This window comes from Paenibacillus sp. FSL L8-0435 (assembly GCF_037965655.1).
In the GTDB taxonomy this organism is placed as follows: domain Bacteria; phylum Bacillota; class Bacilli; order Paenibacillales; family Paenibacillaceae; genus Paenibacillus.
In genome coordinates, this window is the sequence record NZ_CP150185.1 from 4,458,722 (window position 1) to 4,479,193 (window position 20,472).

The window sequence follows — 20,472 nt, forward strand, 5'->3', positions numbered from 1 at the left end:
GGATACGGAAATATCTAATAAAGTTTAACGCCAAACAATAGTGTCATGCAATGATGTAACGAACAAAACAACCATTATTTTTGTTCATTAGCAGGTTTTTCCAACCACTCGGTAATTCGTGGAACCATCTGCTCCGTGAGCATGTGTTCCATTTTGGGACCAGGTAATGAATATAAAAAGAATTTACCATAGTACGCTTCAATCACCCGTGTATCATAAACAATGACAATTCCTCTGTCCTTCGCTGTACGCACCAACCGGCCAAATCCCTGTTTGAAACGAATGACCGCTTGCGGCACGGACAGTTTCATGAACGGATTTTTCTTCTGTTCCTGAAGCAGCTCACTCTTGGCTTCCACCAACGGATGATTCGGTGGCTGGAAAGGCAGTCGAACAATAGCGAGACAGGTTAGGGCCTCTCCCGGGATATCTACACCCTCCCAGAAGCTGCTTGTGCCCAAAAGTACCGTTGCTTTGGCATCTTGGAACCTGCGAGTCAATTTGGAACGACTTCCACTGTCAACGCCTTGCCCAAGCAACGAGATGTCGTTACCAGACAGTGCCTCCTTCAGCGGATCATAGACCTGTCGCAGCATCTTGTATGAAGTAAACAGAACCATCATGCGTCCACGCGTAGCAATTGCCGTCTCTGCGAGTGATTGCACCAGCATATTAACAAAGTGCGCATCACCCACACTTCCCTTCACACTCGGGAAATCACGCGGAATCACCAGAAGTGCCTGATCGCGATAGTTGAAAGGTGATGGCAGCATCGACGTTAACAGCCGATTATTCTCGGAAGCTTCCTGCAAGCCAAGCTGTTCAATCATGAACTGGAATGACTTATCCACAGAGAGCGTAGCCGATGTAAGCACAACACTTTTCTTTTTGTCAAAAAACAAATCCTTAAGCTGTGCACTGACATCTACAGGTACGGCATACAGCTGGAGAGATTTACTGCGGAACTGGCCGCTAGCTTCCATCCAGTATACCGTTTTGGCATCATCCATGCGCATGAAGAAACGAAGATTCTCCTTCAATGTGGTCAGATCTTTCAACAATCCTGTAATGTCCGTGATCAGACTATCCGATTGATAATCATCCTGATCCTCTTTCACCTCAAGCAGCAATTTGTCCCCTTTGCGAACCAAATCACCCAGAGTCACATAGATCTGGTTCTCCAGATCCTGCAGCTCCTCCCATTTTGCCGGTTTCTGAGATGCTTTCAGACGCAGTGAAAATTGCCCCGTCTCTCCCGGTGAAGCATCACTTCGTTCAGGCAACAGACCGAACAAGGCATCGCTCATACGATCCCACAGTTCCTTGACCTCAACAGCCAGCGGGAACATCTGATCCACCATGGAGCCCCATTGCACTGAATTTTCATGCCCGGATAACTGGGAACGAAGCATAGGCAGCTGACCATTACGACTGTCTTTAAATAGGCGGGTCAGTGTATGAACCAAGGTGAAATATTTCATATGCATTCCAAGATGTTTACCAGCGACATCCTCCAGATGATGTGCCTCATCGATCACAAGACTCTCATAGGCTGGCAGCAGCTGATGCGCGGCTTTCACATCCGTAAATAATTTGGAGTGATTGGTGATTACGATATCAGACAACCCTGCTTCATGTTTGGCACGATGGTAGAAACATTTGCGGAACCATGGACAGGATCTTCCCAGACATGATTCGGATTCACTCTGTACGGTCTCCCAGAAGTCCCCTCCGCGTCCGCTAAGGTTAAGCTCCTCATCATCTCCGGTTTCGGTCTGCGTAAGCCAGACAATCATCTGAGCTGCTGTGAAATAATCCTCTTTAGGTGTGGCGAATTCACGTTTATTGATTTTGTGTTCAAATTTGCGCAGGCACAGGTAATGTCCACGCCCTTTGAAGACAGCAGCTTTAAACGGGAACGGAACCACTTGGGTCAGCATCGGAATGTCTCGCTCTCTCAATTGCTCCTGCAGATTGATTGTATGCGTGCTAACCATAACTTTCTGTTCTTGCTTCACACTTTCGTAAATAGCAGGCAAGAGATAACCCAGAGATTTACCAGTGCCTGTTCCTGCTTCGATCAAGAGATGTTTCTCTTCATCCAGGGCTTGCCTTACACTGCTGAACATCTGAGTCTGCGCTTCACGCTCTTCGTAATGATCCAGTGTATCCTTCAGGTTCTCCCGAACCTGGTCCATAAACTGTTCGAAGCTTACACCATCAAGGGGGTTAGCCTCCCGCTCATCGCGTGGTGCACCAATATCGGTCCAATCACTTACATTAAGAGCAAGCTGACGATAATAGGTATGTCCGTCCAGATCCTGAATCGGCTCTGCTTCCTTCTCACTGCGCATTCCGTCCAAGAACCAACCCAAGTCACTGTCTTCTGGTGCAAACAGGTCACTGAGGCGCTGAATCGTTATGAGCGGTAATTCCTTTAACTCATCCAGACACTTGAGAAGCACATAGGCTGTCGCCAGTGCATCACTGTCTGCCTGGTGAGGGCGGTCATGTTGAAATCCAAATTCGGAAGACACATAACCGAGTTGATAAGAACCCAGTGATGGGAATGTAATCTTCAGAAAATCAATCGTGTCCAGAATGCGGCCAGTGAACGGCAAATAACCGCAACGGTCGAGAGCATTCTGCAAAAAGTGAAAATCAAAAGCGACGTTGTGTCCAACAAGCACCACATCATTAAGCAGCGGAACCATCTCCATCATCATCTCTTCGAGTGAAGGAGCGTCCGCCACATCTTCATCGGTAATACCCGTTAACCCCGAAATAAACGGGGGAATCGGTACACCAGGGTTCACATAAGAACTATATATTTGAGTTATGCTGTAGTCATGATCTATGATGGCAAGTCCGGCCTGTATAATCTCACCGTCGGACTGCGTGCCGGTTGTTTCGAAATCCAATACGGCAAATTTCATTGCAATGTACGGTCCCTTCCATTCCAGTCTATGTTACAGCATAGCAAAAAAAAGGGGATTTGAAAATTAACTGACAAAAAAGCGGTGTCCCCGCCGCTATGCCAAAGGAGGGAACACCGTTTTTTGTCGCCGAATTCCCGCTTAATGAAGGGTCGTCAGCTGATTAGCATATTGCAATTTTCCCCTGTTCAACCTGCAAGCTTCCATGTTGTACAGTGGTTCGGTCAATGTCGGGTCATACTGAAGGGCCTGTGCAAAGAGTGAACATGCAGCTTCGGGATTCGCAAGCTTGGCTTGAATACAGCCCAGGGCGTTACATACAAGCCCTTTTAAGCGAGGCGAACCCTTAAGATACATGATCTGCTGCAAATGTGTCCCGGCTTCCGCCATTTGTTCCAGATTCAGATACGCGAGCGCCAGGTAAAAACGAGTCAATGCACTCTCCGGATGGTCGGTCACAACCCGGGAGAACTGCATGATCGCCTGCGGATACATCTGTAATTTGAAATAGCCCTGACCTCGACTGAAACATTCCAGATGGAGTTCAGGCAGAGCGGTAACAGCTTCCTGTTCCGGTTCAAGGGAAGCAGGCTTATCCATCTCCCGCTCCCTCACCTGGCTCATCTTTTCTTCAAACATCAGCCATTCATCCAGCATTCCGTCACTCATCCGCTTAAGCAAATTCCACTTTTGCAGCAATTCCTGTTTGTTCAGGCCTTCAGCGGAAGGATAGCTCTTGATAATTTCATCTAACATGTCGTTCATTTCTGCGAAAACATGCTGGAACATCGATGCATCCCCACCCTTGAAAAAATGGATTAGTGCAGTGACCTGTACTCATTTTTTGCTTCAAGGTCCGATTTCATTCTCCTTACCAGTCGATTACATAATTGTTGCGTGGACTTCCTGTTTCATCGTTTGTACAGGTTTATTCTGTCCATCTACAAATACAACGGTTGGTTTGTGAGTATTTGCCTCTTCTTGCGACATCATGGCGTAAGAAATGATAATGACGTTATCTCCAGGCTGCACCAGACGTGCAGCTGCGCCGTTAAGACATATGACCCCGCTTCCGCGCGGCCCTGGAATCACATAAGTTTCCAGACGTGCACCATTGTTGTTGTTCACAATTTGCACTTTTTCGTTTTCCATCAAGTCGGATGTTTCCATCAAGTCTTCATCTATGGTAATGCTACCCACATAGTTCAAATTGGCTTCCGTTACCGTAGCCCGGTGGATTTTGGATTTCATCAGTGTTCTAAACATGGGACAGTACCTCCGATTTTTGCAACCTTATATTGTCAATCAATCTTGTTTTTCCAAATTTCACCGCAAGTGCGATGAGCAGATCGTCACGTCCTTGAACTTCTTCCTGATCTGCGAGCGGCTCCAGACTTGGAAAAGCCTGAATCTCGGCGTAGTCGATAACAGCAAGCGGTGAACTTGCAATCTGCTCGCGCAGAATACGACGGATATCTGCGGCGTTTATAGCTACACCTTTATCTGCCGCTTCTTGAGCTGCACACAGTGCCTTCGACAGAACTAAAGCCTGATTACGCTGTTCTGCGTTAAGATAGACATTACGTGAACTGAGGGCAAGACCATCCTCTTCGCGAACAATCGGACAAGGTACAATTTCTACAGGCATATTCAAATCATTCACCATCTGTTGAATGACCGCAACCTGCTGAGCATCTTTCATTCCAAAAAATGCACGCTGTGGCTGTACAATGTTAAACAGTTTGGAGACTACGGTCGTTACCCCGTCAAAATGCCCCGGACGGGAAGCGCCACATAGGCGCTCCGTCAGTTTGGAGACAGATACCGTCGTTTGCGTTGCCTGTGGATACATCTCTTCAACAGAGGGAATAAATACGATATCCACTCCTTGTGAACGTGCTGTCTCCACATCTCTGGCTTCATCCCGCGGATAGCTGTCAAAATCTTCATTAGGTCCAAATTGAATTGGATTAACAAATATGGTTAATACCACGATATCGCTCTGTTGTCTGGCTGCCTGCATCAAGCTTGCATGACCTTGATGAAGATAACCCATTGTTGGTACCAGACCTACAACGGACGCACTGGACCGAATCGCTTGACGCTTCAAGCTTAGTTCCTGTCTTAACTCTGCGATTGTCCGTAATACTTTCATGAGTTATTCCCCACCTTTTCCTTGCGTTGTCCGCCGTACAGTTGATCCAGAACACCATCCGCAGCATTGAATACATGCTCTTCGGCCGGGAACGAACGATCTTTCACTTCTTTTACGTAAGCTTCGATACTGGTTCTGATTAATGTACCCACATCTCCATAGGTTTTGACAAAACGTTTGGGCGTATACGGAGAGGCGTATTGAACAACATCATGGAATACCAGTACCTGACCATCACAGCCTCGTCCTGCTCCAATTCCTATAGTAGGGATGGACAGTTCCTCCGAGATCGCCCGTGCAACTTCTTCCGTAACCAGTTCAAGCACAATGCCAAACGCGCCTGCAGCTTCCAAGGCTTTGGCTTCGTCCATCAGACGTTTTGCATCCGCTGCATCCTTGCCCTGAATACGGTAACCACCAATCTGATTAACCGATTGAGGTGTAAGTCCTATATGTCCAAGAACAGGCACGCCTGCTTGCACGACTGCTCTGACGGTGTCTGCTATCTCAACTCCGCCTTCCATTTTAACCGCATGGGCATGCCCCTCTTGCATCAGTCGACGTACACCCTTAAGCGTCTCATCCACGCTGCCATGATAAGTCATAAAAGGCATATCAGCCACAATAAACGTCTTCTCAGCACCGCGCACTACGGAACGTGTGTGGTACACCATGTCGTCGATGGTTACCGGAAGCGTCGAATTATAACCCAGTACTACATTACCAAGTGAGTCACCAACCAGGATCAGATCGATACCTGCTTCCTCTGCGAGGAGCGCTGTTGGATAATCATAAGCCGTGATCATGGTAAGTGGCACGCCATCCTGCTTATATTTTTTCATTTTCACAATATTCAACGCTTGTTTGTTCGCCATTTTCTCTCATGGCTCCTTTCTTCTTTTCAAATAAACGCAACAAAAAAAACCTTTTAGTTTTCCACTAAAAAGTCCCGAAAAGTCAAAAAAGAGTCACTTGCGATCGTCCCTTCTGTCTCGGTCCTCTTCGGCTCAGAGCAGAATCCAACAACTCACTTAAACGTATTTCATTCTTGCACTGCGGTCTGCTTATATAAAACCATTCAAGCAGAACAAAGGTTACTGTTACGGGAGTGCAATTCGGTCTGCATTAGCCGATATCGCCTCACGAACACAGTATACCAAAGTTCTGCTCAAACTTCACGTCTTATGTTCATTTTACCAGTGAAAATTCGACAAATTGTTTATGATTTCCAGGAAATCTCACCAGAGATGATTAGTGTATGTTCTCCATCGCGCTTCTCCACGATAAGTGCTCCAGAAGGGTCAAGACCGATGGCCTTCCCTTCAATGACACCATGAGGATTCGTCACAGTAATCTCTCGATTCATCGATACGGACAGGGCCTCCCATAGTGCTGAGATCACGCCGAATCCTTCTTTTTGATACAAATAATACAACTGTTCAAGCTCCGTCAAAATGGCAGCCGTTAGTTTGGTGCGATCAACGGGTTGACCCGTCTCCATCTTGAGCGAAGTAGCTATAGTTGTAAGATCTTCCGGATAATCCTCTGGATCAAAATTCACGTCAACACCTATACCTGCAATACAGTATCTGACTTCATGATCTTCCACCGTGGATTCAAGCAATATGCCACATACCTTGCGTCCATCAATCAACAGATCATTTGGCCATTTGATGCCTGCATCAGCTCCTGAACAAGCTCGAACGGCACGACATACAGCCACTCCTGTTAATAAAGTTAGCTGCGGCGTGTGCTGAAGTGGTAGATCAGGGCGTAACAGAACACTCATCCAGATTCCTTTACCCGGAGGAGAGAACCACTGTCGACCAAAACGTCCTCTTCCTCCTGTTTGTTCTTCCGCAACGACCACAGCACCTTCTGCCTGCCCTTGCTCAGCTAGCTTGAGAACATCCCCTTGCGTAGTCAGGGTCGAAGTCAACAAAACAGCCTTACGGCCAAATACGGTTGTATCCAGTGCCAATTGGAGGGCAGTAGCGTCAATGCTATCCGGCTTCGTTACCAGACGGTATCCTTTGCGGGATACGGCTTCAAACTCATAACCCATGTCTCGCAACTTGTTCACATGTTTCCACACAGCGGTCCGACTGATGGACAGATTACGGCTGATCTCTTCACCCGATACGAATCGTCCTTCTGCATTTAATAACATATGTAACAGATCTTCATGTTTGGTCATCTTGAACCACCCGCTTCACTTCTGCACTTAGTGCTGCATGCTGATTCTCTATCGTTCCAATCGCTGTTTCTCGTAACAAATGTTTCATCAGTTGACCCAGCCAAGGTCCGCCTTTGCGCTGTACCATTTGTAACACTTGTTCCCCTGTGATATCCAGCTCTTTCAAGTCATGCACAGGGATCGATTGACTCCATTCGCCTGCAAGCTCTTGAACCAAAACAACCTGCATTTCTGCCTGTTCGGACTGATTCCGCCATCCTGCTGGCAATGTAGACTGTATTCGAAGCCAATCATCCGCCGCCTGAACGCCACAAGCCAGAACAGTAACGATCCAATCGGAACGAAGACTGACCATATCCTTCTGCTCCTGAACGGAAGTATGAATCAACTGTTCCACCTGAAGAACCCCTGTTATTCGAGAACGATGTTCATTGGAGAATGTCCACTGACGTAATAATACATCTGCTTCATCCTTGCTATAACCGCCAGCAATCAGGATGAGTGACCAACGAAGCAACACATGCTGACCTGACAATTGTTCCAGATTGGATAACAACATCTTGTTAAATCGGGTCGAGCTTACCGGCGCTTTGATATGCGCAAGGGAATCACTTCTGTATAACAGCTCCAACCCTCTTAAAGGATGCGGTCCAGACATCATTTTTACCATCTCGGTACGTACCCGTTCCATTGCTATATGTTGAAGCAGGTCTTTCTGCCTTACAAGACCTTTCCACGTGTTATGGGCAATTTTGAAATCAAATACGGAAGCAAACCGAACACAGCGGAGCATGCGCAGTGCATCTTCACCAAATCGTTCCATCGCAGAACCTACACATCTGACTCGCTCTTCCTTGATATCTGCCTGCCCACCGAAAGGGTCAACGATTGTCCCAGTGACGTCCATGGCTAGAGCGTTCATCGTGAAGTCGCGCCGCTGTAAATCTTCCTTGATATCCTGAACAAATTGAACCGTAGCAGGTCTGCGGTTATCCTGATATTCGGATTCTGTTCGAAATGTGGTCACTTCAAAGTAATAACCGCCTGAACGAACGGTAACCGTACCGTGTTGCAGACCTGTAGGAATACAATCGTCAAACAGTTCCATGACTTGCTCAGGAGAAGCAGATGTCGTGATATCCATATCGTCTACAACTCGTCCCAGCAATTCGTCACGAACGCAACCACCTACCCAATATGCCTTGTAGCCATGTTTGTTTAATGTTGTGAGTACATTCTCACTTTGCATTGCCATTTCATGATCTACCTGTGTCCATTGAACCACCACATATCACCTCTTCTCTTGCCTGTTGTGGTATGCACAGTATGATTTCGTCAAAGAAATGATTAACCACAAACCGGCTTCAGATTCGGAACTTCCCTTCCCAACACCCGGTAATAAATCTGTTCGTATTCATGCCGGATAGCATCATTGCAAAAGTCGTGATGCGCACGCTGAAGACATGCTTCCCTGAACTCCGCAGCCAAACGATCGTCCGTCAACAAACGGATGGTGTTCTCGGCCATGGATTGTGTATCCCCGATCGCGGATAAATACCCCGTTTTACCATGTAAGACCAGTTCCGGAATTCCCCCGGCCTGTGAACCGATCGTCGGTACGCCACAAGCCATTGCTTCGAGCGCCACAAGTCCGAAACTCTCCTTCTCCGATGGAAGCATCAACACGTCTGCCATGGAAATGACCTGAGCAATGTCATCCTGTTTGCCAAGGAAATGAACTTTATCATTCAAGCCGAGATCATTAATTTTCCATTGCATCTTCGGCAAATCTGGTCCTTCACCAACAAATAACAGTTTGGCAGGAACCTGCTCCTGGACCTGACGGAAGACCTCTACCACATCTTGAGTTCTCTTCACCGGTCGGAAATTGGAGATGTGCATTAATATTTTTTCGTCGGGCGCAGCAAAGTCTCTTCGCAGACTGGCAGCATCCCGCGGATAATATATTCGTTTGTCAATGAAATTATAGGTTAGATCGATTGGGCGCTGAATATCCAGCAATTCGACCGTTTCCCGAATCAAATCTTGTGATACGGCAGTAACCGCGTCACTTTCATTAATGGCTAGACGGATCAGATCCTTCAGAGATTCATCCTGAGCCAGAACCGTAATATCCGTTCCGTGCAAGGTGGTAACCACTTTAAGACCGTCTCCTACCATCTGTTTCGCAAGAAAAGCACATACTGCGTGCGGCACGGCATAATGAACATGCAGCAGATCCAGCTGCTGTGACTTAGCCACCTGAGCCATCTTTGTTGCCAGTGACAGGTCATACGGAGGGTAACGGAAAACATAATAATCATTTACTTCAACTTCATGATAAAAAATATTTTTCTGGAACGTACCCAGTCTGAACGGGATACTGTTGGCAATAAAATGAACCTGATGCCCCTGTTCGGCAAGTAATTTGCCCAGCTCCGTTGCGACAACGCCAGACCCGCCGAGGGACGGATAACAGGTGATGCCGATTTTTAGCTTTTTATCCATCCTGTGGACGCTCCTTTGATCTCCCGCTTCATGCAGGTTGATATAATACAACAGAATAATGAAACCCTTCGTTTCATTAAACGTAAAATGTGAAATCGTTCATTGGGCACCCGGCCCAAATTGATGAACCACGTAAGGCGTAATTGTAGCAAAACCTTCTGCAAACGGGATAAGACTGCGTTGTCCGAGCAAGGAATCACGGGCTCTTACACGTTCGATATACCCTTGATTCAATGGCGTCGAGACCGCTCCGTCTCCCAGTTCGAATTGGGAACGATAAGAGAGCAATGATGTTTCTTTTTGCCCATAGTGTTCCGTAATATCGACAATCAAATCCGTAGGGCCGATGTCATTAATAAAGTAAAAATAAAGTTCCTTCACCTGCACGGCAGGCATGTCCGGCATGTAGTTCCGAAGCTTGGCGTTAAATACAGCCTCCTGCACAAGCTTACTGCAATTGACATGATCCGGATGACGATCTTCCCAATACGGAGCAAACACCATCCGAGGGGCATGACGCCGTATCTCAGCCGTTACCGCCTCTACATGTTCAGGAGTAAGATACAAGCCACGATCAGGAAGCCCCAGATTCGTTCGACACGAAAGACCGAGGATGCGGGAGGCTTGCTCCGCTTCCTCGGTTCTGCGCTCTACTGTTCCGTTGGAAGACATCTCAGCACGAGTCAGATCACACACGCCTACTTTCAAGCCAGCAGCGGTATGTTTGGCAATCGTTCCACCCATACCAATCTCCGCATCGTCTGCATGTGCTCCAAAGATGAGAATATCCAGACTCATTCGGAATCACCCGAATTCAATCCAGCCTCCGGCTTGTATTTATGTACCAGCTCTCTCCAGGCAAAATCGCCACGATCCAGAGCCTTAACCAGAATCTCAGCGGTTGCGATATTGGTGGCAAGTGGAATTCCCTGCACATCACAAAGACGCAGCAACGCATTAATATCCGGCTCGTGAGGTTGTGCCATCAGTGGATCGCGCAGGAAAATAATCAGATCCATCTCATTTTGCGCAACCAAAGCTCCAATCTGCTGATCTCCGCCCAGTGGGCCTGATTCGAATCGATGAATCTTCAGAGACGTTCCTTCCATAATACGAAGGCCTGTTGTTCCTGTAGAATATAATTGATGGTCCGTAAAAACAGGCTCATATGCCGTCACGAAGTTAACCATCTCTTCTTTTTTACGATCATGGGCGATAAATGCTATTTTCAACATGACAATCTCCTTTAGTCGATAAAGTGGTCAAATCCGTAGATCATTCCTGTATATTCCATAACCTTTTGCACACCAATCTTAACACCAGGCATATAACCTGCGCGCTCATAGGAGTCATGCCGAATTTTGAGAGACTGTCCATAGTCTCCGAAAACAACTTCCTGCTGCGCGAATACGCCAGGCAATCGTACACTGTGAATTCGGAAGCCGTTGTAATAACCGCCGCGTGATCCTTCAATCGTTTCTTCCTCATTCGGATTACCCTGACGAAGTTCTTCCCGATTGGCAGCAATCAGTTCGGCAGTTTTGATCGCAGTTCCGGAAGGAGCATCCAGCTTCTGATCCCCGTGATATTCGATAATCTCCACATTTGGCATATGTTTGGCAGCCTGTGCTGCGAATCGCATCATCAGAATGGCACCAATCGAGAAGTTAGGGGCAATAAGCCCTCCAATTCCTTTGTCCTGGCATTGCTTGTCCAACTGTTCAATCTGCTCCGGCGTAAAGCCGGTAACACCCATGACAGGTCTGACTCCATGACGGATTGCGATTTCGGTATGTGTAAAAGCATATTGCGGCACTGTAAAATCAACCATAACCTGAGGTTTTGTTTCGGCAAAAGCCATTTCGATATCATCAGTCACCAGCACCCCGCACGCTGGCAAACCAACAAGGGTTCCTGCATCCGTGCCTGCTCCGGAGCGGTTGACAGCCGCTGCAAGCTCCAATTCCGGGTCCTGAAGTACCAATTTCACAACTTCACGGCCCATACGGCCAGCCGCTCCGATCACGGCAACTCTGATTACTTCACTCATATTGACTGCATCTCCTCACTATGTTGGATCATATCGTAGAATCCATTTCAACTCGAAAGAAATCTTTGCAAAATGAATTCTTTATTGAATGGATTTCATACGTTGCTTGATTTCCTGTAACATCTGATGCAGTTGCCCATTCTGCGGGTCCAGCAAAATTGCCTCACGCAGCGCCTGAATTGCATAGTCAAATTCATTCAAATCACTGTAAGCCAGCGCAAGCATAACATGAGCCTCCACTGAGAGCGGATCAAGTTTGACCGCTTCTTGCAGAAGCGTAGACGCTTCCACGTAACGCTCCTGTGTTGCAATCCCCGCCTGCTCCAACAGCAACTTCGCTCTGGAGGTCAATTGTTTCGCTTCCAACGTCTGCAGATGCAAAATATACTCTTCTGTTCCTGGCGAAAATTCGACTGCCTTGCGCGCATATTCAAGCGCTGGAACCAGATGTTTGCTGCGGGCGTGTGTAATGGAACAGCGGTAATACAACTCCGCATGTTTTGGATGAGCGTGAATGGCTGACTCGAACCAACGAATCGCCTGCTCAAAATCATTTTGCAATATACAGCGGTAAGCCTGCTGCATATATTCTTCCGGTTTCATCATTAAGCTGACCCTCCCCGATCGGGTGATGGTACAGCATATGTAATCTACGCCTAATCGGTGTTTTTGGGAGTCCACCGATTGGCATCGCGGGTGTTAAATTTATGCATGACTTTGTCGTGAGCCTCAGCCAGATCAATTCCCAGCGAGTTCGCAAAACAAATCGTGATAAATAAAATATCTCCAAGCTCAAGTTCAATGGAATTGGCTGCTTCGGAAGACTTCTTCGGCTTTTCACCGAACTCATGATTCACTTCCCTTGCAAGCTCCCCAACCTCTTCAGACATCCGGGCCAACATGGCCAGAGGACTGAAATACCCCTCCTTGAACTGGGAGATATACTGATCAACCTCACGCTGCATTTCTGCGATGCTTTTCTCCATGAGAACGGATTCTCCTTTTGAAATGATGTCGTATTTGTTCCTAATAATATCAGTTATTTAGATTCACTTCCACCATCATCAGCGACAAATCATTTTTAAAGATTCAATAAACAGGTATACTAGATGGGAATGATTAGTTCTTCATTCTAATTTATCTACAGCGAGGGATCTTATGAGCACTGCCAAAACCTGGGTTCAAGTTAAACTGGTTCTTCCCATCGTGCTGGGTACAGCCTTATATGCCTTTGGGCTCCTCTATTTCATTATCCCCAACCAGCTTATGGAAGGCGGCCTCACCGGGGTTACGGTTCTGATCAATTACGCTTTTGGCATCTCACCTTCACTTACAACCTTAATTCTAAATGTTCCCCTCTTTCTGATTGGGCTCAAAATTTTGGGCGGCCGACAGATGATCTATACGGGTATCGGAATCGGGGCACTGACTGTTTTTCTATGGTTGTTTGAGAAGTTGATTCACCTGGGCTGGATTGAACCATTACATACCGAGAATGACCTCCTGCTCGCAGCCCTATATGCAGGTGTCACCCTTGGAGCCGGCCTTGGCATTGTATTTCGTTGGGGTGGAACGACGGGCGGTTCAGACATCATTGCCCGTATTCTCAACCGCAAGTATGGATGGAGTATGGGCCGAGTATTACTGGGCATCGACTTCGTCATTATCGGGCTCTCTCTCATCTACATCCCCAAAGAAAAAATTCTGTATACGCTCGTAGCTGTATTCATCGCCTCCAAAGTCATCGACTTTATTCAGGAAGGTGCATATTCTGCCCGGGCATTTATGATCATTAGTGACCATGCACCCGAGATTGCGGACCAAATTACACGGGATATGGACCGTGGCGTCACCCTCATTCCAGCCATTGGCGCGTACTCTAAACAGGCCAAACACATGGCCTACTGCGTGATCTCCAGGCAAGAGTTCAGGCGACTGCAGACCATTGTACGTTCCATTGACCCGAGAGCTTTTGTCATCATCAGCGATGTTCACGATGTACATGGCGAAGGTTTCAAAGAAAGCTGATATAACACAGAAAGTACATGAAAACCTCTTTTTACATGAAGAGCCGTTAGTGTGGCTGGTCATGCGGAAAGAGGTCTTTTTATATACCACGATCAACTTCATATCCAATTAGCGCCGAAAAGGAAAAATCCCCTGCTGCTGCGCACGATATTTACGATATCCGGCGTAACTTAACGTCGCCACAATGACCGAACTAATGAGCAGCCCGGCTGCCCTGCGATCGGGCCCCTGTACAAAAGGTGCAAAGGCGCTCTCGTCCTTCTCGCGACCAAACAACTGGTTCACCAGTTCCTCCCCATGGCCCACCATGCTCTTTAATTGAGCCAGATCAGGTTGCTTGGCAGCGGTGAGCCCTTTGGTATGGGATAACCAGGCGTCCATTTGAGCAATCTCATACGGTTCACGGCGAATCAGTGCGGCAGGACGAATTGTCTCATAATGCTCCTCCAGAACGGTGTAGCGGTTTGCCAGTACGGCCGCAGTTTGCCCTTGATTTGTAGCAGCGGATAAAGCGTCCAGATCGTTTTTCACGATTTTATAATACTGAAGCCATAAAGGCTTGGTTGGATTCGCGAGACTATCTGCTGCAAGTCTGAGTTTGGCAGAGGACTGCTGAAGAGAAGCATCGTCATTTTTCACCTTCACAACGGCTTGTTTCACTTCAACTATGGTTTCGGACAAGGCGTGAATGCCCTCGACTGTTGTTTGTCCCTCAAAGGAGATATGCTCCAAACTTTTACTGATACGCAGAATGCTTCCTCGCACTTCTTCAATATTATTCTCGAGCGCCTGACGATACAATATGGCTGCTTCCGCATTCAGTTGTGCAATTGAATTGCTTGTGGACACTTGCTGATCTGAATTCGAATTCAATGCTTCACTTTGCGCGGATACACGATATGCTAAGTTCGTCCAAAGCAGCAGAGCCATGAACGATACCACCAATAAACCAGTTTTGACCCCAAACGTTCTCTTCATGGACATCCCTCCCACCACCAATGTATGGCGGGAAACAGTTCGTTAGAACAAGCTCAAGATCGGATATCAGGTTCGTTTCGCTTGTCTTAAGGCCAGCCACGCGCACAGAATGCTCACCAGTGTCAGTCCAAATGTGAAATTACGCACACCATCTACATGATCATAGAGGGAAGCGGGTAACCAAGGGTATATATCATATGTATAATCCATCGTATCGTTCAACAGTGTCCAGAGACCTGCAACGACAAGGGCAGCCCAGCGGAAGCCGAAAAAGCGTACATAAATTAGAGCTTCAATGGCCATCGCACTATGCGAAGCAATCAACATCCAGTCTTGCCAGTGCTGTGTACCACCTTGCATCCAGCCAGCGAAAATAATGGATACGGCCCACACGCCATATTTCACAGATGTGACCACGGCAAGCGCCTGAATCACATGTCCGATCCGTTTGATCATGATGGACCGTGGTGGGTACAAGACCCATAACAACGATAAAGTAAAAAACAAACTCGCTGTTGGACTATCTGGCACAAATACGATCTGCCACATCGGCTGCTCAACCAGCGTCAATTTCATTTGCTCTCCGTACCAGATGTATCCGTATACCGTTCCTACCGCATTACACCAAAATAATAGCCACAGGAAATAACGATTGGTTAGAAATTCCCTACTCCAGAAATACGATAAAGCCACATTCCCTGCCCCTTCCTTCATCAATATTGTGCACGATACAGTACTATCCAAAAAAACACTTCAAAAAAACCTGACCGAATAAACGATCAGGTTTCATTGGTTATTTCGATTTTACTGTTCTGCTTTCTGTTTCGCAAGCCATTCGGTCAGATGAGTGATCTCTTCATCCGTGACACCTTGAGCAATAGCATTATTATACTGAGGCTGCATTGCATTGTAGCCTTCTTTGATAATGGTCAGAATCTCTTCCTGGCTGTGCTTGTCACCCACACCCCGAAGTGAAGGTCCACTTGCACCCTTCATATCAGCCGCATGGCAGCCAATACATCCAGCCTTTTTGTACGTTTCCATTGCTGGATCATCCTGTTCCACGATCGCAACTTCTTCTTGCTGTCCAGGTGCATTGGAAACGGGTGGGAGCCCCTGTTCACGCCTCTCCAGCGCTTCTTCTTCACGTTGAATATGTTCAGGTTTCTGTCCACTTGCTTCCAACTCATGCTCGTAGTGCGTCCACGCTACATTTGTCAGGTAGAATACAGAAATGACCGACAAAATCATCAGTGATGAAGCAATTGGGCGTTTATAGAAACGCCGCTCCTTGCCTGTATCCAGGAATGGTGCCAGCAGCAAAGCTCCAAAAGCGACTCCGCTGACCCCCAGTACGCCGAGCAGAACGTAATCGCCCGATGCGTATGGATACTTCAAGTACTGATACAGAAAAAGGAAGTACCAGTCCGGCATAGGAATTACGGATGCGCTCGGATTGGCCGGATAGCCCAAAGGTGCAGGTTCTGAGATCGTGAGAACCAGAATCCCCACCAATACAACGACACCAACCATCCATTCTTTCAGCAGGAAGTTGGGGATAAAGGCTTCTGATTTGCCGGGATATGCCGTGTAATCAGGAGGGGTAATAAATCCCGCCCCTTTACGGACCCGTGAATCACCGACAAAGATAACCTTTTCCTCATCATCCTTCTTATGTCCGTGAGCCATTGCGATTCCTCCCTTCTCAGTTTATAGTGGTCCCGAAATGCCCTGTCTGCGGATCATGATAAAGTGTCCGACCAGAAGCACCAGAAGCACAGCGGGGAGGAAGAATACGTGCAGGGCAAAGAATCGGGTTAGTGTCTGTGCACCAACAATCGTACCGCCTTGCAGGAATTCTTTGATGATTGGTCCGAGCCAAGGAACCGTGTTGGCAATCTCCAGTGTTACTTTTGTTGCAAAATAGGCTTTGTTATCCCATGGTAACAAGTACCCTGTCAGCCCCAGGCCCAACATGACGAAAAAGATCAGCATGCCAACAACCCAGTTCATTTCTCGCGGTGCCTTGTAAGAGCCTGTAAAGAACACACGCATCGTATGTAAGAACATCATTACGATAACCAGACTGGCTCCCCAGTGGTGCATGCCGCGAACAATTTGGCCGAAGGCTACTTTGGTCTGCAGATACTCCACACTTGCGTAGGCATTGATAATATCAGGTACATAATACATGGTCAGGAACATGCCTGACAGAATCTGAATAACAGTAATAAAGAACGTCAATCCACCAAAGCAGTACACGAATGCGGAAAAGTGATGAGCCGGATTTACATGCTCTGGAACTTCATGATCCGCAACGTCCCGCCAGATTGGCGTGATGTCAAGACGCTCGTCAATCCAGTCATAGACATTTTTAAACATCTGCGTTCACGCCTCCTAATTCACTCGGGTGTTCGGAACAATGTCGCCCAGATATACCCAACCCTGCTCTTCCTTGACTACGTACTCATCCAGCGGTTTGGGGGCTACGGCAAGATTCTTCCCTTCCTTGTCATAGTGCGCGCCATGGCAGGGGCAATGATACTCGTCAGGGTATTGCTTGTCACTATTCCAGCCTACTGTACATCCCAGATGTTTACAGATAGGTGAGAGTGCATAAATTTTACCCTGTTCATCTTTGCGAATCCACGCCACTAACGATGCATTACTCAGATACCAACCATCCTGTTGTTTAAGTTCAAAGGTGAATTCTTGAGGCTCATTCGTAATTTTGCTGATTTCAGCTACTTTGACAGAGGTGCCTTCTCCCTTATGTTGCAAAATCGGGTCCACCGCAAAACGGACCATAGGAAGGATTGCACCGGCGGCCATGTAGGCTGTAGCTCCACCAAGCGTGTACGTCAAAAACTGCCTGCGTGACATCTCCATGCGGCTTGGCAATTTCAATGAAGCTTCGTGGTGGTCATGCTCACTGCTCATACTGTCTCCAACCCCCTTTTTCAGCCAACTCTCTCAAACGTTTTCATTTTCATAAATTCCACGACTTACTAGAACATACATAATCATATAGTAGCCCTAGAACACCGTCAAGAATTTGTCACACATTTTTAAGGTTCAATTGTAAGCGTTATTAAAAAAATGTTGTAAAATTGTCACATTTGTCGCCAAAAACTATTTTTTCCACAACTCTCGTATTTTCTCCCCTATAAATCTCGCAATCCCCTCTTCTCCGACCTCACGAGTTAACACGGACCGACTCAAAACCAAATCAGCAGCTGGAATTTCCATGCCATTCAAATGACCATCTGATGACATAATAACCACATATTTGAATCCCGAGGATTTAAGCTGTGCGGACAAGGAATTTAATGTCATTGACAATTCCGAATTAGCATAATGAAAGGCTGGATAAGTCATGATTCTCCCTTTGAAAGGAATTTCGACCAGATCCAGAAAATCTCTCAGCCGCTCCAATGCCTCGGTAGCTTCAACTGGCGACTGCTCACCGCTAAGAGCTGTGTATGGAATAAGGCATGTATCCAGATAGAGTTGCAGTTCAGCCCAGCTGTCTTGAGTCATCTCACTGAATTTCAATTCCCTATATCCCCTCTCTATCCATTTTATTCCCATATTATATATGACCATATCTTATAAATCCAGACATTCATTTTGGAATTACACATATCAAAAAAGGAAATACGCCTCTGCGCATTCCCTTTTATCTCAGAAAGGAACTATTTTGCCTATCAGTTTATGGTCCTCAGTTCATCCGTCAGACTCCGGAAAGCTACTTCGTCTCCGGTAGCTAACGCTTTATCGATTTCCAAATAGAGTTTCTCGCTGCGCTGTTTGCGAAGCGCTTCGTCCCACACCATCTCAGCTGCCAGCCCCAACATGACTTCATACGTAACTTTCATTTTATCCAATAGGATGCACCTCCAAAACGGATTTAAGAGCTCCTATATTCTTTTCCTTTGGTAACATAACCCAGTGAAGTTCTGGACATCCGCTCCAAATCGGCATCAGTCAGCTCACGTATCACTTTGGCAGGTGTCCCCAAAGCAAGAGTATAGGGCGGAATTTTACTATTCTCAGTAACAACAGAACCGGCTCCAATCAGCGTATATTCGCCAATGTCGGCTCCATTCAGCAGAATGGCTCCCATGCCGATTAATGATCCTGTTCCAATACAACACCCATGAATGATCGCTGTATGTCCTACTGAAACATCATCTCCCACAATCAAAGGTTGATCAGTATTGACATGCCCGACAACGTTATCTTGAATATTACAGCGCTTTCCAATGATAATAGGAGCCAAATCAGCCCGCAGGACTGCATTGAACCAGACGGAAGACTCTTCTCCCATTCTCAAATCACCGATCAGTTTTGCACCTTCAGCCATATATACCGAAGAGTGTAACTGAGGTTGTAGACCTTTGTATGGAATTATCATTATTATCACTCCTTAATTTGGGAGTGATTTTAGCAACTTGTCCTTCATTTGTCAAACATAATGGGTGTAATGTCTCCTGAGATGGAGCGACAGGATACAGCAAGACGAGTGCCCCAAGCTGTCATTTGTATAGTCCGGCCTTCCTCATGTTCCCCAATACGAACCATGCCAAGATGCAGCATCATTTTAACAATTCTGTTATCATAGATGGCATCGGCCGTATCATAATAAAACGGCTGAATGAATGGACCGATCTGACGAAACAGCGACTCGGCAGTTGACCATTCTTGGGCACATTCGCCTGTCCAGTACACAATAGAGGACAGATTGGGAATAGCACCTTTATACAATCTTAACCAAAACCTAAATAGCTGTATCATTTCGGCTGTTTTCTCAGCTCCCAGCTTGTCTTCTCCAGCTGGTGATAACTTCAGCGTGCCTTGCTCCTCACGAACCAGCCGATGGTGAAATGCATAGTCGTAGAGAAGTGCGAAACGATCCGGGTAATCCTTGAAGGAACGGCCATATCCGAATCTCCATCCACCTTTGCCCACCAATTCCTCACTAATGTGCAGGTGCTCCATAATCTGCTGTTGAGAGCGACGGTACATCATGCCTTCAGCGTTAAGGGCAATCTCGTGCTGCTGGACAAACTGCAGGAACAACTTGAGATCATCCGCTAAGAGATGATACTCATCCCGATACATGGGTGGTTCTGTTGTTTTGGTAATCCCTGCTCGCAGATGTGTGGATAACACATCCCTGAATCTTAGTTTCAGATCCTGGGGTACCTGATACAAATACCTGGTCTGCTGCGTTGTTCCATTGAACAACCATCCACTCTTATTGAAGCGAACAATGAGATCACGCGGACTCGCGCCTGCCTCACTCTCCTTTTTGTCCATCGATTGACGGGCTATGGCAATGAGTTCTTCCATACCATAATACTGGCGAGGGTCAAACAACAAGTTGTTCAAAAAACGCTGATCTGCTTGATTCAGTTGACGTACCTGCTGCTCAAAAAAGGGTCTGCTGCCCAATGTAGTGAGAATACTCTGGATGAGTTCATGTTTGGAATTGGGCTTGCATTCACATTGGTAATAGTCTGCTATTCGATTAAGCTGGCCAATATCGGCAAAAGTAAGCATATCCGCTAGATTCATGGGTCCATCGCCTCGCCCGTTAACTACTTCGACTGCTGAT

23 protein-coding genes are annotated in these 20,472 nt (G+C 46.9%); 1 reads left to right on the plus strand and 22 read right to left on the minus strand.

All coding sequences use genetic code 11. From position 1 onward, the window contains the following. Positions 1-74: 74 nt before the first annotated feature. The 13 genes from dinG to NST33_RS19800 all read right to left on the minus strand — a co-directional run bounded on the left by dinG (position 75) and on the right by NST33_RS19800 (position 12,832). Positions 75-2,936 carry an ATP-dependent DNA helicase DinG gene (dinG, locus tag NST33_RS19740; RefSeq protein ID WP_221820352.1) on the minus strand — a complete coding sequence of 954 codons (2,862 nt, stop codon included), beginning with the start codon at positions 2,934-2,936 and terminating at the stop codon, positions 75-77. 141 nt (positions 2,937-3,077) lie between these two features. Next, the gene (locus tag NST33_RS19745; RefSeq protein WP_036607621.1) at positions 3,078-3,725 is read right to left on the minus strand and encodes a tetratricopeptide repeat protein; all 648 of its coding nucleotides are present in this window, start codon (positions 3,723-3,725) and stop codon (positions 3,078-3,080) included. Positions 3,726-3,818: 93 nt separating this feature from the next. Continuing rightward, positions 3,819-4,202, minus strand: coding sequence for an aspartate 1-decarboxylase (gene panD, locus NST33_RS19750; protein WP_017687742.1), 384 nt, complete (start codon positions 4,200-4,202; stop codon positions 3,819-3,821). Next, entirely contained in the window at positions 4,195-5,091 is an 897-nt protein-coding gene (gene panC, locus NST33_RS19755) for a pantoate--beta-alanine ligase (protein WP_221820350.1), read from the minus strand. The genes panD and panC overlap by 8 nt, the downstream gene beginning before the upstream one ends. After that, positions 5,088-5,966, minus strand: a complete 879-nt coding sequence (gene panB / locus NST33_RS19760) for a 3-methyl-2-oxobutanoate hydroxymethyltransferase (RefSeq protein WP_339304799.1) — start codon at positions 5,964-5,966, stop codon at positions 5,088-5,090. The genes panC and panB overlap by 4 nt, the downstream gene beginning before the upstream one ends. Positions 5,967-6,310: 344 nt before the next feature. Beyond that, positions 6,311-7,288, minus strand: coding sequence for a biotin--[acetyl-CoA-carboxylase] ligase (locus tag NST33_RS19765; protein WP_221820345.1), 978 nt, complete (start codon positions 7,286-7,288; stop codon positions 6,311-6,313). Then, positions 7,275-8,573 carry a CCA tRNA nucleotidyltransferase gene (locus NST33_RS19770; RefSeq protein ID WP_313771432.1) on the minus strand — a complete coding sequence of 433 codons (1,299 nt, stop codon included), beginning with the start codon at positions 8,571-8,573 and terminating at the stop codon, positions 7,275-7,277. Before NST33_RS19770 ends, NST33_RS19765 begins: the two co-directional genes overlap by 14 nt. Before the next feature lie 62 nt (positions 8,574-8,635). Beyond that, positions 8,636-9,796, minus strand: a complete 1,161-nt coding sequence (bshA, locus tag NST33_RS19775; protein ID WP_076209934.1) for an N-acetyl-alpha-D-glucosaminyl L-malate synthase BshA — start codon at positions 9,794-9,796, stop codon at positions 8,636-8,638. 99 nt (positions 9,797-9,895) lie between these two features. After that, positions 9,896-10,594: a bacillithiol biosynthesis deacetylase BshB1 gene (bshB1, locus tag NST33_RS19780; protein WP_221820342.1), complete on the minus strand. Its 699-nt coding sequence runs from the start codon at positions 10,592-10,594 to the stop codon at positions 9,896-9,898. Beyond that, positions 10,591-11,031: a methylglyoxal synthase gene (gene mgsA / locus NST33_RS19785; RefSeq protein WP_017687735.1), complete on the minus strand. Its 441-nt coding sequence runs from the start codon at positions 11,029-11,031 to the stop codon at positions 10,591-10,593. Before mgsA ends, bshB1 begins: the two co-directional genes overlap by 4 nt. Before the next feature lie 11 nt (positions 11,032-11,042). Further along, positions 11,043-11,846: a 4-hydroxy-tetrahydrodipicolinate reductase gene (dapB, locus tag NST33_RS19790; protein WP_076209932.1), complete on the minus strand. Its 804-nt coding sequence runs from the start codon at positions 11,844-11,846 to the stop codon at positions 11,043-11,045. Between the two features lie 81 nt (positions 11,847-11,927). Next, positions 11,928-12,452 (minus strand): tetratricopeptide repeat protein, encoded by a 525-nt coding sequence (locus tag NST33_RS19795; RefSeq protein ID WP_260632694.1) that lies wholly within the window; start codon positions 12,450-12,452, stop codon positions 11,928-11,930. 50 nt (positions 12,453-12,502) lie between these two features. After that, on the minus strand, positions 12,503-12,832 hold the full coding sequence (locus tag NST33_RS19800) for a nucleotide pyrophosphohydrolase (RefSeq protein ID WP_017687732.1): 330 nt from the start codon (positions 12,830-12,832) through the stop codon (positions 12,503-12,505). Between the two features lie 172 nt (positions 12,833-13,004). On the opposite strand from NST33_RS19800, the gene NST33_RS19805 reads away from it, so the two are divergent. Continuing rightward, complete coding sequence (locus NST33_RS19805; RefSeq protein WP_221820340.1) at positions 13,005-13,874, plus strand: YitT family protein; 870 nt, start codon at positions 13,005-13,007, stop codon at positions 13,872-13,874. A 108-nt stretch (positions 13,875-13,982) separates the two neighbouring features. Here the strand turns inward: NST33_RS19805 and NST33_RS19810 are convergent, their stop codons facing one another. The 9 genes from NST33_RS19810 to NST33_RS19850 form a co-directional block, all read right to left on the minus strand. Beyond that, complete coding sequence (locus NST33_RS19810) at positions 13,983-14,852, minus strand: sporulation protein YpjB (RefSeq protein WP_221820338.1); 870 nt, start codon at positions 14,850-14,852, stop codon at positions 13,983-13,985. Between the two features lie 66 nt (positions 14,853-14,918). Continuing rightward, complete coding sequence (locus tag NST33_RS19815) at positions 14,919-15,545, minus strand: DUF1405 domain-containing protein (RefSeq protein WP_221820336.1); 627 nt, start codon at positions 15,543-15,545, stop codon at positions 14,919-14,921. Between the two features lie 111 nt (positions 15,546-15,656). After that, on the minus strand, positions 15,657-16,541 hold the full coding sequence (locus tag NST33_RS19820; RefSeq protein WP_076209928.1) for a menaquinol-cytochrome c reductase cytochrome b/c subunit: 885 nt from the start codon (positions 16,539-16,541) through the stop codon (positions 15,657-15,659). A 21-nt stretch (positions 16,542-16,562) separates the two neighbouring features. Continuing rightward, positions 16,563-17,234, minus strand: a complete 672-nt coding sequence (locus NST33_RS19825) for a cytochrome b6 (RefSeq protein ID WP_017687726.1) — start codon at positions 17,232-17,234, stop codon at positions 16,563-16,565. 15 nt (positions 17,235-17,249) lie between these two features. Further along, a complete protein-coding gene (locus NST33_RS19830) occupies positions 17,250-17,792 on the minus strand; it encodes a ubiquinol-cytochrome c reductase iron-sulfur subunit (protein WP_017687725.1) in 543 nt (180 codons plus the stop codon). Positions 17,793-17,984: 192 nt separating this feature from the next. Then, positions 17,985-18,407: a DUF2487 family protein gene (locus NST33_RS19835; protein ID WP_221820334.1), complete on the minus strand. Its 423-nt coding sequence runs from the start codon at positions 18,405-18,407 to the stop codon at positions 17,985-17,987. A 152-nt stretch (positions 18,408-18,559) separates the two neighbouring features. Beyond that, complete coding sequence (locus NST33_RS19840) at positions 18,560-18,739, minus strand: IDEAL domain-containing protein (protein WP_017687723.1); 180 nt, start codon at positions 18,737-18,739, stop codon at positions 18,560-18,562. 23 nt (positions 18,740-18,762) lie between these two features. Beyond that, positions 18,763-19,269 carry a gamma carbonic anhydrase family protein gene (locus NST33_RS19845; RefSeq protein ID WP_091028957.1) on the minus strand — a complete coding sequence of 169 codons (507 nt, stop codon included), beginning with the start codon at positions 19,267-19,269 and terminating at the stop codon, positions 18,763-18,765. A 44-nt stretch (positions 19,270-19,313) separates the two neighbouring features. Next, positions 19,314-20,432, minus strand: a complete 1,119-nt coding sequence (locus NST33_RS19850) for a hypothetical protein (RefSeq protein WP_221820332.1) — start codon at positions 20,430-20,432, stop codon at positions 19,314-19,316. Positions 20,433-20,472: the final 40 nt, after the last annotated feature.

Bases quoted from the DNA above. Each gene is read 5' to 3' on its own strand.
- dinG (WP_221820352.1), bottom strand. From the start codon at position 2,936: ATGAAATTTGCCGTATTGGATTTCGAAACAACCGGCACGCAGTCCGAC.
- NST33_RS19745 (WP_036607621.1), bottom strand. From the start codon at position 3,725: ATGTTCCAGCATGTTTTCGCAGAAATGAACGACATGTTAGATGAAATT.
- panD (WP_017687742.1), bottom strand. From the start codon at position 4,202: ATGTTTAGAACACTGATGAAATCCAAAATCCACCGGGCTACGGTAACG.
- panC (WP_221820350.1), bottom strand. From the start codon at position 5,091: ATGAAAGTATTACGGACAATCGCAGAGTTAAGACAGGAACTAAGCTTG.
- panB (WP_339304799.1), bottom strand. From the start codon at position 5,966: ATGGCGAACAAACAAGCGTTGAATATTGTGAAAATGAAAAAATATAAG.
- NST33_RS19765 (WP_221820345.1), bottom strand. From the start codon at position 7,288: ATGACCAAACATGAAGATCTGTTACATATGTTATTAAATGCAGAAGGA.
- bshA (WP_076209934.1), bottom strand. From the start codon at position 9,796: ATGGATAAAAAGCTAAAAATCGGCATCACCTGTTATCCGTCCCTCGGC.
- bshB1 (WP_221820342.1), bottom strand. From the start codon at position 10,594: ATGAGTCTGGATATTCTCATCTTTGGAGCACATGCAGACGATGCGGAG.
- mgsA (WP_017687735.1), bottom strand. From the start codon at position 11,031: ATGTTGAAAATAGCATTTATCGCCCATGATCGTAAAAAAGAAGAGATG.
- dapB (WP_076209932.1), bottom strand. From the start codon at position 11,846: ATGAGTGAAGTAATCAGAGTTGCCGTGATCGGAGCGGCTGGCCGTATG.
- NST33_RS19795 (WP_260632694.1), bottom strand. From the start codon at position 12,452: ATGATGAAACCGGAAGAATATATGCAGCAGGCTTACCGCTGTATATTG.
- NST33_RS19800 (WP_017687732.1), bottom strand. From the start codon at position 12,832: ATGGAGAAAAGCATCGCAGAAATGCAGCGTGAGGTTGATCAGTATATC.
- NST33_RS19805 (WP_221820340.1), top strand. From the start codon at position 13,005: ATGAGCACTGCCAAAACCTGGGTTCAAGTTAAACTGGTTCTTCCCATC.
- NST33_RS19810 (WP_221820338.1), bottom strand. From the start codon at position 14,852: ATGAAGAGAACGTTTGGGGTCAAAACTGGTTTATTGGTGGTATCGTTC.
- NST33_RS19820 (WP_076209928.1), bottom strand. From the start codon at position 16,541: ATGGCTCACGGACATAAGAAGGATGATGAGGAAAAGGTTATCTTTGTC.
- NST33_RS19825 (WP_017687726.1), bottom strand. From the start codon at position 17,234: ATGTTTAAAAATGTCTATGACTGGATTGACGAGCGTCTTGACATCACG.
- NST33_RS19830 (WP_017687725.1), bottom strand. From the start codon at position 17,792: ATGAGCAGTGAGCATGACCACCACGAAGCTTCATTGAAATTGCCAAGC.
- NST33_RS19845 (WP_091028957.1), bottom strand. From the start codon at position 19,269: ATGATAATTCCATACAAAGGTCTACAACCTCAGTTACACTCTTCGGTA.
- NST33_RS19850 (WP_221820332.1), bottom strand. From the start codon at position 20,432: ATGAATCTAGCGGATATGCTTACTTTTGCCGATATTGGCCAGCTTAAT.